A 14327-nucleotide genomic window follows, 5' to 3' on the forward strand; every position below is an offset into this window, starting at 1 on the left:
ATGAAGGCTGTATTATATATATGTCATGGAAGCCGTTTGAAAGCAGCAAAAGAAGAAGCCGTTGCATTTATTACGTCATGTATGAACCGTGTAGAGGCAAATATTCAAGAAATTTGTTTTTTAGAGCTAGCGAGTCCTTCTATTGAAGAAGGATTTCGTACATGTGTGAAGCGTGGTGCTACAGAGATTGTCGCTATTCCTGTTTTTTTATTAGCGGCAGGACATGTAAAGAAAGATATTCCGCTTGAATTACGAAAGTTAAACGAGGAATATCCGGATATCAAAATAGTGTATGGTAATCCATTTGGTGTATCAGAAGTGCTTGTAAAAGCGGTATATAACGGAAGTGGCATTCAAGACTATGAAGAAGAAGTAACACTTTTGCTTGTTGCAAGAGGGAGTAGTGATCCGGAAACTTTACAAGACATAAATTGGATTTCTTCTTTATTTCAAAAAGAAGAGAACATTAAAGAGGTGGAAGTTTGTTATTTAGCAGCTGCAGAGCCGAAGTTTGATGAGAAGTTGAAAGAAATTGTAGAACAAAAAGAACGGAACATTGTTGTGTTACCTTACTTATTATTTACAGGCTTACTCATGAAACATGTTGAGAAAGAAGTGCGTCAATATGAGTCGGAAGAGATAAAAATAAGTCCATATTTAGGAAAGAATGTAGCGTTTCGAGAGATGTTAATTCAGAAAACAGAGGAAATATTGAAGGGAGATCAATATGTATCCACTTACAGTGCGAGTTGATAAGAAACGTGTTGTTGTCATTGGTGGAGGGAAAGTAGCAGGGTTTAAAATTATTCCTTTACTAAAACAAGGTGCGGATATTGTTGTGGTAAGTACAGAATTAGAAGCAAATTTAGTGAAACTTGTAGAAGAAAAGCAAATTCGTTGGTATCAAAGAGAGTATGAGAAAAGTGATATTAAAGATGCTTTTTTAGTAGTTGCAGCGACTAGCAATTCGGTACTAAATGAACAAATTGCTGAAGATGCCTCGGTAAATCAATTGGTAAATGTTATTACGAATCCGGAAAGTGGGAATGTTCATTTTCCAGCAGCGTTTCATCGTGGTTTGCTTAATGTAGCTGTTTCTACAGGAGGAGCAAGCCCGAAATTGGCGAAAAAAATTCGTGACGATATCGCAAATAAATATGATGAGACATATGAAACGTATCTTGATTTTTTATATGAAGTAAGAATAAAAGTGAAAGAATTACAAGTAGATAAGCGGCAGAGAAATATATTATTACAAGAAGTATTAAAGTCAGTATATGTTCTAAATGGAGAAAAAAGAGAATTGTTTTTACAAGAATTAGAGAGAAAGGTTCATATAGGATAATGAATAAATTGTGCTTTACAACTATAAGAATATAATTTATAATCACAAGTAACTTCAATAGATGAAATCGATGAGCAAGAAGAGTACGTATATTTGATGCGTTCAGAGAGCTGGGGTAAGGTGTGAGCCCGGTACGATAAAATATACAGAATGGGCTTGCGAGAGGTATGCTGAACATTGCAGTAGGCAACCCGGGTTCCGCCGTTAAAAGGATAGAGTATCGGAATTTTCCTGTACTTGAACAAGTGGGATTTATCAATCCAATTGAGGTGGTACCACGGTATTTATATTACATATATCGTCCTCTACATGCATATTTGCGTGTAGGGGACTTTTTTATTTTCTAAAGGAGGTGTGCGAGTATGAAATGAAAGTGTATAATTAATAAAAATCACAATATTCAGAAAAGGAGAAATTATAATGAAAGAAACACAGCAATGGACGTCGAAAATAGGCTTTGTACTCGCAGCAGCGGGAGCCGCAGTAGGTCTTGGGGCAATATGGAAGTTTCCATATGTTGCAGGTAATGGCGGGGGAGGCGCATTCTTCCTTGTATTCTTACTATTAACTATATTTATTGGTATGCCTCTTCTTGTAGCTGAATTTGTTATTGGCCGTAGTACTCAAAAAGAGGCAGTTACAGCTTATAAAGTATTAGTACCAAATAGCAAGTTATATCCTTGGATTGGTCGTATGGGGGTTGTTACTTGTTTTAGCGTACTATCTTTTTATAGTGTTGTAGGTGGATGGATTTTACTTTATTTATACTATAGTGTCACAGGTAGTTTCTGGAACGGAGTAGTCGATTATGGGCAATTGTTTGCTGAAACAATTGCAAATCCAGTAAGTGCGATTGGGGCGCAATTCATCTTTATGCTTTGTACCATTTTTGTTGTTAGTAAAGGTGTGGAAAAAGGCATAGAAAAGGCAAGTAAGTACATGATGCCGCTATTATTCATTTTATTTATTGCTATCATTATTCGTGCGTTAACACTTGATGGTGCTATGGCTGGGGTAGAGTTCTTCTTAAAACCAGATTTTTCAAAGCTTACAGCAGATACGATTTTATATGCGATGGGACAATCTTTCTTCTCACTAACGGTAGGTGCCTCGGTAATGGTAACGTATAGTTCGTATTTAAAGAAAGAAGAGCATTTAGCTAAATCAGCAACATCTATTGTAAGTTTAACTGTATTTGTTACAGTACTTGCAGGATTAGCGATTTTTCCGGCGATTTTCGCATTAGGAGTTAAACCGACAGAAGGACCAGGGCTACTGTTTATCGTTCTTCCTGCTGTCTTTGCGAAAATTCCATTTGGACAATTTTTCTTCATTATGTTTTTAGTTTTATTCTTCTTTGCGACTTTAACATCTGCGATTTCAATGCTTGAAATTGTAGTAGCATCTGTTGCGAAAGATAATGAGAAGAAGCGTCCGTCAGCTTCGTTATTAATTGGTATTCTTATTTTTGCAGTTGGAATTCCATCAGCGTTATCGTTTGGAATTATGAGTGATGTGAAAATATTTGGTAAGACATTCTTTGATTTCGTCGATTTTTCGGTGAGTAATGTGTTACTGCCGTTAGGGGTACTAGCCATTTCGCTATTCGTACCAAATAAAATGAGTAAAGAGTTATTAATGAAAGAATTAGAAGTTACGGAAACGAAAGGGAAAACATTATTTAACATTTGGTTCTTCTTACTTCGTTATGTTATTCCGGTAACTGTAATTATCGTATTTTTAAATGCGGTAGGCGTATTTAAAATGTTTGCATAATAAAAAGACGGAGATTTCTCCGTCTTTTTATTATGTTGTAGAAGTATTTAATAAGCGATTATATGCTTTATAAGCTGTGACAACTGCGATAAATGATCCAATTAAAAATAACGCTGAGCCGCCGAATGTAAATAACCGACCGATGTATGTTTCTCTAGCTTCTTCTATTTCTTCTTGTAATTGTGTATTCATATTTACCACCCCGCAAAATATAGGCATTTAGTTGTAGTTTATGTGAAATGCCTATAAAGTGTGAAATGGTAGTAAAAAAACTCGGTATGCACCGAGTTTTTATAGTCCGATATAAGGAGATGGATCGACAGCGTTTGTCTTACCGACATTCCATTCTCCAAGGTGAAGTTCGAAGTGTAAATGTTGTCCGAAAGATTGGCCAGTATTTCCCATAAACCCAAGTTGATCACCTTGTTTTACAGTTTGTCCATTAGATACAGAACGGCTACTCATATGTGCATATACAGTTGTATATGTTTTTCCGTTTATACGGTGAGATAAGTATACAACGTTTCCGTAACTAGATGATAATTCTGAACGGATAACGACGCCATCTGCAGCAGCCATGATTGGCACTGTCCCTGAAGCGGCAATATCGATTCCTTTATGGTTATCTAAAGAACGTGTACCAAATCCTGAAGTTTTCGATCCAGCTGCTGGTTTAATAAATCCACCTTTGTTCGTATCTTGTGGTGTTGGTGCGGATTGTGTGCTTTCTTTAGCAGAAGCGGCGGCTTGTTTTTTTGCTTCCTCAGCCTTGCGTGCCTCTTCAACTTTACGCGCTTCTTCTGCACGTTTTTCTTCTTCAATTGCTTTTTGAACAGCTTGACGCTGGTTTTCTAAAATGCCTTTTGACTCTTCTAATCCTTCAATCTCAGAATCTACTTTTGCTACTTTCGTATGTAGATCGTTAATAAAAGTTTGTTGCTGTTGTTGGTTATTTTGTAACTCTTGTTGTTTTTGTACTAATTTTTGCTCGGATTCTTTCAGTTGTTGCTCTTTTTTCTCAACAGCTTCTTTTTCTGTCGTCACAGCATTTTGATCACTTGTTTGCTTTTTCACAATATCTGTATCGTTATTTAAAATTAAACTTACAGAATACATATTATCAACAAGATCGGCAATATTTGCAGAACTTGTTATTACTTCTGTAATGATACTCGTACGAGGCTTTTCTTGCATAGATTGTAGTCGTTGTTTAATAACTTCCTGCCGTGTATCTATGTTCGTTTGTAATTGCTCTATATGTTTCTTTTTTTCAGTAATAACTTGTTGTGTGTTGCTAATTTCTTTTTTTGTATCGTTTAATTCAGCTTCGTTTTTATTAATAGAAGTAGTTAATTCGTCGATTTTCTTTTGTAATTCCTGGATTTCTTTTTCTATTTGTTCTTTCTCAGCTGATTTATTTTGTAAGTCATTTTGTTTGCCTTCTAATTCGGATTGAATATTAGATAATTTATTTTCATTCGTTTCAGCGTATACGGGTGAAAGTAACGGGGAAACGAAAATCGTTCCAGCTGCTAAAACACTAAATGCTGCAAATTTCTTTTTCATTGTTGTCTTGCTCCTTTCCCTATGAATGTATATATCATAAGAAGAAGAAGGGTGTCTATCGTTGTAATCATAATGTAAAGAAAACTTTATAAATTTGCTAAGTTTTGTCGGAATTTAGTATCTTTTCGTAGTGTTTGTCATAAAGTGAAATTTTTGCATGCATACAAAAATGCACCATTTTCTATTTTGTTCTAAAAAAAACATGGAAAATGATGGAGTTTTCGATGGTGAAACATTACTTTAAAAACCTATAAATCACTAGTGAGGAATCGTTCTCATGTTAGGTTTTCTGACATGGGTTTTATTTTTGTCAAGAAAATTATTTGCATTCGGGCAAACTTATTTTGTTGTCAGATTTTAAATTTTGATTTATGATTTTTAACAGGGACAAAATGTAGTGAATTGTCGAATAATATGTAATACTCTTAATTTCTTAGTTTTATAGAGATAGATAGAATGAGAGATAGATAGAGTGACACATCGAAGGGGGTTACAACAAGTATGAAAAGAATAGGACTTGCATGGCAAATATTAATTGGTCTTGCACTAGGTATTGCAGTTGGTGCGATTTTCTTTGATAATCCAGCAGTTGCGAAGTACTTACAACCAATTGGCGATATTTTCATCCGATTAATTAAAATGATCGTTGTGCCGATTGTTGTAGCAAGTATTGTTGTTGGGGTTGCTGGTGTTGGCGATGTTAAAAAACTAGGCCGACTAGGCGGAAAGACAATTCTTTACTTTGAAATTATTACAACAATTGCAATTGTTGTTGGTCTATTAATAGCGAACATTTTCCAACCTGGAAAAGGCGTTGATATGGAAAAATTAACAAAAACGGATATTTCTAAATATGCAGAAACAACAGAGCAAGTACAAAGTCATTCGTTTGCGGATACATTTGTAAATATTGTTCCGACGAACATTATGAAATCATTAGCTGAAGGTGATATGCTTGCTATTATCTTCTTCTCAGTATTATTTGGTTTAGGTGTAGCAGCAATTGGTGAGCGTGGTAAACCAGTGCTACAATTTTTCCAAGGTGTAGCAGACGCCATGTTTTACGTTACGAACCAAGTTATGAAATTTGCACCATTTGGTGTATTCGCATTAATTGGTGTTACAGTTTCTACATTTGGTCTTTCTTCATTAATTCCATTAGGAAAATTACTCATTGTAGTATACGGAGCAATGATCTTCTTCGTTGTAGTTGTATTAGGACTTACAGCGAAAATATTTGGAATTAACATTTTCCAATTCTTTAAGATTTTAAAAGACGAGCTGATCTTAGCGTACTCTACAGCAAGTTCAGAAACAGTTTTACCGAAAATCATGGAGAAAATGGAGAAATTTGGTTGCCCGAAAGCAATTACATCTTTCGTTATTCCGACAGGTTATTCATTTAACTTAGATGGATCAACTTTATATCAAGCAATTGCAGCAATTTTCTTAGCGCAAATGTACGGTATTGATTTATCCATTACGGAACAAATTACATTATTACTTGTATTAATGGTTACATCAAAAGGTATCGCGGGTGTACCGGGCGTATCATTCGTTGTATTATTAGCGACACTTGGTACAGTAGGTATTCCAGCTGAAGGTTTAGCGTTTATTGCAGGTATTGACCGTATTCTAGATATGGCTCGTACAGCAGTTAACGTTGTAGGTAACTCTTTAGCGGCTGTAGTTATGTCTAAGTGGGAAGGTCAATATGACGCTGAAAAAGGACAAGCCTATTTAAAAGAGATATCTGAAAAGGGTCAAGCGGCTTAATTAGGATTTGAAAAGCTCTCACATATTATGTGAGAGCTTTTCTGTATGTAGAAGAGGAGAGAAAGTTATGAAACGTAAGTACGGTGATGGTTCTACGTGGAAGCGATTAATAGAGAAGACATACACAGTAAAACAAGTTGAAGCAGGTATGTTAGGAATATTGGATATAAAAAAGGTGAGAGAGCCTAGTTATAAAGAATACAATAGTAAAGAGCTTTGCATTGCAGGTGATGGGTATACATGGATGCAATATTTTATAAACGGCAAAAACTTTGCAATTACAGCTATGTTAGACAATCAAAAACAATTAGTGCAATATTATATCGATGTGACGAAAGAATTTAAAATAGACGATCGTGGTTTACCTTATTTTGATGATTTATATTTAGATGTAGTATTGTTACCGAACGGTGAGGTCTATGTACTGGATGAAGACGAGTTAGAGGATGCTTACAAAATTGGTGATGTTACAAAGGAAGAATATGAGTTAGCATGGCATACAACAAAATGGATTATCGCGACGATAAAAAATAGAAAATTTTATTGGATCTCAATATTGGATAAAGAAGTTAAAAAGTTGAAATGATTGGTTTATTCACCTTTTTGTATAATTACCAAAAAAATCTATACAAAAAATAATTGACTTTTGTTTTGTAAGCGAGTAAAGTTAGGAAAGAAATTATTATTTAAAAATAAATATGAAACCTTCTTATAAAGAGAGGCGGAGGGACTGGCCCTACGATGCCTCGGCAGCGGACTCGATTTCAGAGTGCTGTGCCAAATCCAGCAAGCATGTGCTTGAAAGATGAGAAGAGTGTTTCTTATAGATGTATAAGACCTCTTCTCGTTGGAAGAGGTCTTTTGTTGTTCATTAGAAAAGGTTGAAAACTAGGGAGAGATGATACTTTGAAAGAAACGAGAGGAAATGGTTTAGCGTTATTACCACTTGGAATATTTTTGGCGCTATTTATTGGTTCTGGAATTATTACAGGTGATTTCTATAAATTACCGATACTTATAGCGATTTCAATTGCAGTAGGAATCGCATTAGCGATGAATCGTAAAGAAAGTTTTAATGTGAAAGTGGAACGATTTGCAAAAGGTGCAGGAAATCCAGATATTATGATTATGGTATTAATCTTTGTACTTGCAGGGGCGTTTTCTGAAACAGCAAAAGGAATGGGCGGAGTGGATTCAACTGTTAATTTAGCGTTATCTATTTTACCACAAGGATTTATCGTTGCTGGAATTTTTGTTATAGGGGCATTTATTTCATTAGCGATGGGAACCTCAATGGGAACTATTGCTGCATTAGCGCCAATTGCTGTAGGTATTAGTGGGCAAACTGATATTTCAATTGCACTAACGATGGCTACTGTTGTGGGCGGAGCGATGTTTGGTGATAATTTATCATTTATTTCTGATACAACAATTGCAGCTGTAAGGTCGCAAGGAACAGAAATGAAAGATAAGTTTAAAACGAACTTTTTAATTGTATTGCCAGCTGCAATCATTACAATTGTACTATTAGTAATGTTTACTTTAGGAAGTGATACAGAAATTAAAGCTCAAACATTTGATTGGGTGAAGATATTACCATATGCAGGTGTACTTGTTACAGCATTACTTGGCTGGAATGTACTCATTGTATTAACTGGTGGAACTGTACTATCTGGTGTTATCGGTCTTATAGATGGAAGTTATACGTTAGAGAGTTTCTTTAAAAGTGTAACGACTGGAATGGGCAGTATGATGGAATTAGTATTACTTGCCATTTTAATCGGTGGTATGGTTGAGCTTATTCAGTATAATGGTGGTATTCAATATTTAATGAATCTTTTAACACGTAATATTCGTTCGAAAAAAGGAGCAGAGTTCGGCATTGCTGGTTTAGTGAGTATGACGAATATCTGTACAGCGAATAATACGATTTCAATTATCTTTACAGGTCCGCTTGCAAAAAACATTGCAGATCAATATGAAATTGATCCCCGTAAATCAGCGAGTGTATTAGATCTTTTCTCTTGCTGTATACAAGGGTTAATCCCATATGGTGCTCAAATGTTAACAGCGGCAGGGTTTGCTGCGTTATCTCCGATCGAATTGTTACCATATGCATTTTATCCAATTTTAGTTGGCGTATGTGGAATCATTTCTATATTAATTGGTTTCCCCAGGTTTTCTAAAGTGGCGGAAAAGAAAGAGTATCATAAAACAGCATAATTAAATATGAATTTTATTCGTAGCAACAAAAAGCCGTACAGAGAATATTCTCTGTACGGCTTTTTCTGTGCGATAAAAGAGTGAGTTATCCTATCTTTCCTTATATTTTACAAAAGGCTGAATGGAACTCAGTCTTAAGTCTGAGTTAAAAACGGTTCTTAAGCTCGTTATGAAAAAATGAAAAAATAGTTAAGATAAGAGTATCAAATCGAAGGGAGGCAAGCACAAGATGAAACAATTTCTAGCGTTTATCGCAGCCGGTATTTTGGCTTTAATTGCTCTTGGTAGTCTTGCTGGTATTGTAGGATTCGCCATTGGAGCAGGAGTTGTGTACTGGAGCTATAAATCATTTGTGCGAGCTAAATCATTCTTTGGAAAGTTAGCTTGGGGTATTGTTGGTTTAATCGGTTTGTCCATTGCACTTTCTCATTCCCCAGCATTAATCGGTATCGCAGCATTAGTAGTTTTATACTACGGATACCGTGAGTGGAAAAAAGGAAAAAATGTAGTTGTTGATTCTGCTCCAGAAAGTGCTAAACCATATAGCAACTTTGAAGATGAGTGGAACAAGTTAATGAAAAACTAATATAAAATAAATCAAATTATAAAGTAGAAGAGAGGAAGATTATAATGAAACAATCTTTATTCGGACGTGTACGCGATGCAATTTTAGCTGATTTTCATAATGTGTTAGATGAGAAAGAAAGAAAAAATCCAATTGCTATGTTAAACCAATATTTACGCGATAGTGAGCGTGAAATAACAAAAATTGAGAAGTTAATTCAGCGTCATAAAACATTAAAATCTAACTTCGCTCGTGAGCTTGAGCAAGCACGTTATTTCGTTAATAAAAGATCAAAGCAAGCTATCATCGCACAAGAAGCAGGCGAATTGCAATTGCATGAACGTGCATTAGAAGAAGTGGCGTATTATGAAGGGCAAGTAACTCGCTTAGAAGAAATGTATGCTGGTGTTGTAGAGCAAATTGATGAGTTAGAGCGTCGTCTTTCAGAAATGAAAAATAAATTAAAAGAAATGAACGCAAAGCGTATGGAATTAATGGCACGCGAAAATATGGCGCATGCAAACCGCCGTATGAATACTGCTATGCATAAAATGGATGAAAATAATCCGTTCTTACGATTCGAAGAAATTGAAGATCACATTCGTGACATAGAGCTTCGTATAAATGAAGAGCATGAGCGTGATACATTTGATATGAAAATTGCAAAACTAGAGAGTGAAATGAAAGAGAAAAATGAAGTATCGTTAACGAAAGAAGTAACAAAATAATTGTAGTATATAATAAAACAGGCTTATGATATAGTGATAGGAGAAAAGGTGTTGGAAAGCAATGCCTTTTCTTCTATGTATATGTGACAAGGAGGGGGGAGCTGAAATGAAGAAGCAATTTTCAAAAACACAATTTATGGGGATGCTCCTCATCATATTTGGATTCGGTCTTTTTCTTGATATGATACTTGGACATTTTGAACCAGGTGGTCTAATATTTGCATTTATTATGATTATGTTTGGAAGACATTATCGAAAGAAGAACCGTTATGTAAGAGGGAATGTATTTTTATTTGTCGGTGGTATTGTCTTCTTATTCTTCTTATTTTCATCAGCGGCATTCGTACTTGTTGTGTTTGCTTGTTTAGCTTTAATTGGTTATCAACTTATTCAACAAGGACATCGGCAAAAAGCAATGAAAGTTGAAATTAAAGAAAAGGGATATATAAATGAAGAAAAACAAATATATCGTACAGAACCGTATATAAAAAATATGTTTGTAGGTAATGTACGAATGATGGATCATATTTATGAAATAGAGGATATTAACGTCCAATATGGTGCTTGTGACGTCGAGATTGATTTAACAACTGCTATGATTCCAGAGGGAGAAACGGTTATTGTGATTCGGGGCGTCATTGGTAATATTCGCTTATATGTACCATATGATATTGAATTGTCTTTAAATCATTCTGTTATTGTTGGGCGAGTGCTCCTGCCAGGACACGAAGAAACTGGATTTAACCGTAATGTTACGTTTAGAACAGAACAGTATAAAGAAGCCCCTCGTCGTATTAAAATTATTTCTTCGCTTGTCGTAGGCGATACGGAAGTGAGGAAAGTATAATGAAAAAACAAAGGAATATTTCGTGGATGTATATTCGTTATTCTATGTTGTCCTCTGTTAGTATCGCACTTATTTGTACAATTGTATATGTATGGAAAAGCGAGCAACAAGTTTATGATTTACTATGGAAAGAATCCATTGCTTCTGTTCCAATTGGCTTGTTTATTATGAGTACGAGTCTTCTTATCGGAGGAATTGTAGGATATGCAATCGGTTATTATATAGAACAGCGTATACAAGGATTAAATACTTTTCTATTTGAAGTAGAGCGAGGGAATTTTCCGAGTGATGTTTCATTTACTGCGGACGATGAATTTCATGAAGTGGAACGAAAAGTAATTGGTCTTGCTCGTCGCTTAGAGGAGCAAGCTGGGCTATTTCAAAAAGTAACGAATGAACGAGCCCATTGGAATGAAGAGATGAGACAAGAAGCGATTTCTCAAGAAAGGCATCGATTAGCGAGAGAGCTACATGATTCTGTAAGTCAGCAGCTTTTTGCAATGTCGATGATGATGTCAGCCATTAATGAGCAAGCAGCTGAAATTCCAGACACGACGAAAAAACAGTTGCAGCTTGTTGAGAATATGGTTGTAAATGCACAATCAGAAATGAGAGCATTGCTCCTTCATTTACGCCCAGTGCAGTTAGAAGGTAAGAAACTAACAGAGGGTATAGAAGAATTATTAACAGAACTGTCTAGAAAGCAACATATGAAAATTGAATGGTTAATTGAACCGATTCAATTAAAAAAAGGTGTAGAGGATCATTTATTCCGTATTGTACAAGAGGCGCTGTCTAATACTTTACGGCATGCGAAGGCAAAGAAAACCGAAGTACGCCTTCGGAAAATTGATCAATATGCGATTTTGAAAATTATTGATGACGGTGTTGGGTTTAAAGTTGGTGTTAATAAGGCTGGTTCATACGGTTTAAGGTCAATGCAAGAGCGAGTTCATGAAATTGGTGGTACATTAAAAGTTCTTAGTTTTCCGAATAAAGGTACGCAAATAGAAGTGAAAGTACCTATTATGATTGAGAGAGGGGGAGAATCATGATAAAAGTATTACTAGTTGATGATCATGAAATGGTTCGAATGGGTGTATCAGCATATTTATCAACGCAGCCAGATATTGAAGTAGTTGGAGAAGCTGAAAATGGAAGAAAAGGTTCAGAGTTAGCTTTGCAATTAAGACCGGATATTATTTTAATGGACCTTGTTATGGATGAGATGGATGGGGTTGAAGCGACACGTGCTATTATTCAAGAATGGCCAGAAGCGAAAATTGTAGTTGTCACGAGCTTTTTAGATGATGAAAAGTTATATCCTGTTATTGAGGCGGGGGCGACAAGTTATTTATTAAAAACATCAAGAGCGAGTGATATTGCAGATGCTGTAAGAGCTACTTATGATGGGGAAACGGTATTAGAGCCGAAAGTTACTGGAAAAATGATGTCTCGTATGCGTCAGAAGAAAGAACAACCTTTGCATGAGGAGTTAACAGAAAGAGAGTCTGAAATTTTGTTATTAATTGCAGAGGGGAAAAGTAATCAAGAGATTGCAGATGAGTTGTTTATTGCCCTTAAAACAGTAAAGACACATGTGAGTAATATATTAAATAAGCTAAATGTAAGTGACCGGACACAGGCGGTTATTTATGCGTTTAGACACCAATTGACGAAATAAGAAGGAAGCTTTGGCTATATATGGTCAAAGCTTTTTGTTGACGGTTAATTATGTAAGCGTTATCATTAAGGCGTTAACAGTACATACAAAGGGGAGAGAGTGTATGTTAGTTCAAACGATATTTGGAATGGATGAAACGAAAAAATTAGGTAACTATGTGAATGCGTTGCAAGCACTTTGTGAACAATATGATATTGAAACAGATCGTATTGCAATTATTGAGGCGACAGAAGAATATTATTTATTTCTAGTAAAACAAGAAGATTGCTATGATGTTGTAAAAGTAGAAACAGTGGATACGAATATTGATTACTATACGAAAGCTTATAAAGTAAGTAGCTTTAATCGTACTTCTTATCAAATGTAAAAAACTCCCAAAATGGGAGTTTTTTTATGATACTTTCGATTCAGGTGAATGATCCGTTAATGGTACTGCTTTGGCACCACTTAATTTTGCGATAGCAAAACCGATAATAGCCCCAATTAATGCTGGTACTAACCATCCAATTCCTTCATTATATAATGGAATAAACTCGAAATAAGATGTGATAGATGAAACAGGAATATTCCCTTGTTTTAAACCATCAAATACGCTCACAACTGCAGATCCAATTAACGCACCTACATAAACAGAACGATATCCACCGAAATATTTATGAAGTAATGATAGTAATACGAGTACAATCGCAATTGGATATACAACAAGTAAAATAGGAACAGAGATTGCGATAATTTTTGTTAAACCTAAGTTGGCAACTAATAATCCTAACGAGCAAATGACACTTGCTAACGTTTTATATGAAAATTTCGTTAATAATGTTGAGAAGTATTGACTGCATGCAGATACAAGTCCAATACATGTTGTTAAGCAAGCGAGTGTAACGATAAGAGATAATAGAATTAAACCATATGGACCGAGTAATTGTTGTACGATAACGGTAAGTAGCTGTCCGCCATTTGTTGCGTATCCGAGAGAGACACTAGTTGTACCGAGCCAGCCAAGTGCACCATATACAAGTACGAGACCGGTAGCGGCAATAAGTCCTGCTTTTGCTGTTGCGATGGCAATGGATTTACGGTCATTCACACCTTTTGAGCGAATTGTATTTACAACGATAATTCCAAATGCAAGTGCTGAAATGGTATCCATTGTTAAGTATCCTTCCATAAAACCTTTGAAAATTGGAGAAATTTGATACTCTTGCATTGCTGGTCCGGATTGCCCGAGGGGGGTAAATACACCCTTAACGAATAATAAGAAAATAGAGAGTAATAAAATAGGTGTTAATACGCTTCCGATACGATCGACGAGTTTAGAAGGATTTAAACTAAGCCAAAATACGATAGCAAAGAAGATGACTGTGTATAAAAATAGCGCTAGGCTGCTAGAGCGAATAGTTTCTGGTAAGAAAGAACTAACTCCCATTTCATAAGCGACATTAGCAACACGTGGGATGCCCATAGATGGACCGATTGCAATGTATACAACTACTGTAAAGAATATTCCGAATGATGGGTGAACATGACTTGCAAGTTGTTGCATTCCATTTCCTGATAGAGAAATGGCGATAACAGTAAGTAGCGGTAAGCCGACTCCTGTTAGTAAAAAACCAATCATTGCTGGCCAAAAGTTTTCACCAGCATTTTGTCCAAGCATTGGAGGGAAAATTAAATTACCTGCTCCAAAAAATAAAGAAAATAGCATAAGACCTGTGAAAAAAATATGTTTTTTTGATACAGTGTTCATTGTTTTTGCCTCCTTTTTTGTAAATTCATTGTAAGAACACAAAAAACTCGTCCCTTAAGAAAGGGACGAG

15 protein-coding genes, 1 riboswitch and 2 other annotated features (1 of these 18 cut by a window edge) are annotated in these 14327 nt (G+C 35.6%); of the genes, 12 read left to right on the forward strand and 3 right to left on the reverse strand.

The genetic code is table 11. The annotated features are described in order from the left end of the window. The 3 genes from MHB76_RS07130 (at position 1) to MHB76_RS07140 (ending at position 3121) form a co-directional block, all read left to right on the forward strand. Positions 1–753 (forward strand): sirohydrochlorin chelatase, encoded by a 753-nt coding sequence (locus tag MHB76_RS07130; RefSeq protein ID WP_002158650.1) that lies wholly within the window; start codon positions 1–3, stop codon positions 751–753. Beyond that, positions 728–1345, forward strand: a complete 618-nt coding sequence (locus MHB76_RS07135; RefSeq protein ID WP_078174440.1) for an NAD(P)-binding protein — start codon at positions 728–730, stop codon at positions 1343–1345. The genes MHB76_RS07130 and MHB76_RS07135 overlap by 26 nt, the downstream gene beginning before the upstream one ends. 61 nt (positions 1346–1406) lie before the next feature. After that, positions 1407–1654: a binding site (T-box leader), on the forward strand. Positions 1655–1765: 111 nt separating this feature from the next. Continuing rightward, positions 1766–3121: a sodium-dependent transporter gene (locus MHB76_RS07140; protein ID WP_002158648.1), complete on the forward strand. Its 1356-nt coding sequence runs from the start codon at positions 1766–1768 to the stop codon at positions 3119–3121. 30 nt (positions 3122–3151) lie between these two features. On the opposite strand, the gene MHB76_RS07145 is transcribed toward MHB76_RS07140, so the two are convergent. Together MHB76_RS07145 and MHB76_RS07150 are read right to left on the reverse strand one after the other, a co-directional pair. Continuing rightward, entirely contained in the window at positions 3152–3313 is a 162-nt protein-coding gene (locus MHB76_RS07145) for a hypothetical protein (RefSeq protein WP_002158647.1), read from the reverse strand. A gap of 99 nt (positions 3314–3412) precedes the next feature. Then, positions 3413–4687 (reverse strand): murein hydrolase activator EnvC family protein, encoded by a 1275-nt coding sequence (locus MHB76_RS07150; RefSeq protein WP_340986085.1) that lies wholly within the window; start codon positions 4685–4687, stop codon positions 3413–3415. A gap of 501 nt (positions 4688–5188) precedes the next feature. Here MHB76_RS07150 and gltP point away from each other — a divergent pair. From gltP to MHB76_RS07195, 9 genes are all read left to right on the forward strand, one after another. After that, a complete protein-coding gene (gltP, locus tag MHB76_RS07155; protein WP_002202649.1) occupies positions 5189–6463 on the forward strand; it encodes a glutamate/aspartate:proton symporter GltP in 1275 nt (424 codons plus the stop codon). A gap of 67 nt (positions 6464–6530) precedes the next feature. Then, positions 6531–7049 (forward strand): DUF402 domain-containing protein, encoded by a 519-nt coding sequence (locus MHB76_RS07160; RefSeq protein ID WP_078174437.1) that lies wholly within the window; start codon positions 6531–6533, stop codon positions 7047–7049. 120 nt (positions 7050–7169) lie between these two features. Next, a riboswitch (SAM riboswitch) is annotated at positions 7170–7275 on the forward strand. 94 nt (positions 7276–7369) lie between these two features. Then, the gene (locus MHB76_RS07165) at positions 7370–8686 is read left to right on the forward strand and encodes a Na+/H+ antiporter NhaC family protein (RefSeq protein ID WP_078174436.1); all 1317 of its coding nucleotides are present in this window, start codon (positions 7370–7372) and stop codon (positions 8684–8686) included. Between the two features lie 229 nt (positions 8687–8915). Further along, positions 8916–9272 carry a lmo0954 family membrane protein gene (locus MHB76_RS07170; protein WP_002011676.1) on the forward strand — a complete coding sequence of 119 codons (357 nt, stop codon included), beginning with the start codon at positions 8916–8918 and terminating at the stop codon, positions 9270–9272. Between the two features lie 44 nt (positions 9273–9316). Further along, positions 9317–9979, forward strand: coding sequence for a PspA/IM30 family protein (locus tag MHB76_RS07175; protein WP_002011675.1), 663 nt, complete (start codon positions 9317–9319; stop codon positions 9977–9979). A 106-nt stretch (positions 9980–10085) separates the two neighbouring features. Next, entirely contained in the window at positions 10086–10826 is a 741-nt protein-coding gene (gene liaF, locus MHB76_RS07180; protein WP_002126337.1) for a cell wall-active antibiotics response protein LiaF, read from the forward strand. Beyond that, complete coding sequence (locus MHB76_RS07185; RefSeq protein ID WP_002011673.1) at positions 10826–11881, forward strand: sensor histidine kinase; 1056 nt, start codon at positions 10826–10828, stop codon at positions 11879–11881. Before liaF ends, MHB76_RS07185 begins: the two co-directional genes overlap by 1 nt. After that, positions 11878–12510, forward strand: coding sequence for a response regulator (locus tag MHB76_RS07190; RefSeq protein WP_000598709.1), 633 nt, complete (start codon positions 11878–11880; stop codon positions 12508–12510). Before MHB76_RS07185 ends, MHB76_RS07190 begins: the two co-directional genes overlap by 4 nt. Before the next feature lie 10 nt (positions 12511–12520). Then, on the forward strand, positions 12521–12877 hold the full coding sequence (locus MHB76_RS07195) for a DUF3992 domain-containing protein (RefSeq protein ID WP_078174435.1): 357 nt from the start codon (positions 12521–12523) through the stop codon (positions 12875–12877). Positions 12878–12901: 24 nt separating this feature from the next. Here MHB76_RS07195 and brnQ3 read toward each other — a convergent pair whose 3' ends face one another. Beyond that, positions 12902–14257 (reverse strand): branched-chain amino acid transport system II carrier protein BrnQ3, encoded by a 1356-nt coding sequence (brnQ3, locus tag MHB76_RS07200; protein ID WP_078174434.1) that lies wholly within the window; start codon positions 14255–14257, stop codon positions 12902–12904. A gap of 58 nt (positions 14258–14315) precedes the next feature. Further along, positions 14316–14327, reverse strand: a binding site (T-box leader) (it continues 246 nt past the right edge of the window).

This window comes from Bacillus sp. FSL M7-1345, assembly GCF_038006985.1.
In the GTDB taxonomy this organism is placed as follows: Bacteria; Bacillota; Bacilli; order Bacillales; family Bacillaceae_G; genus Bacillus_A; species Bacillus_A cereus_U.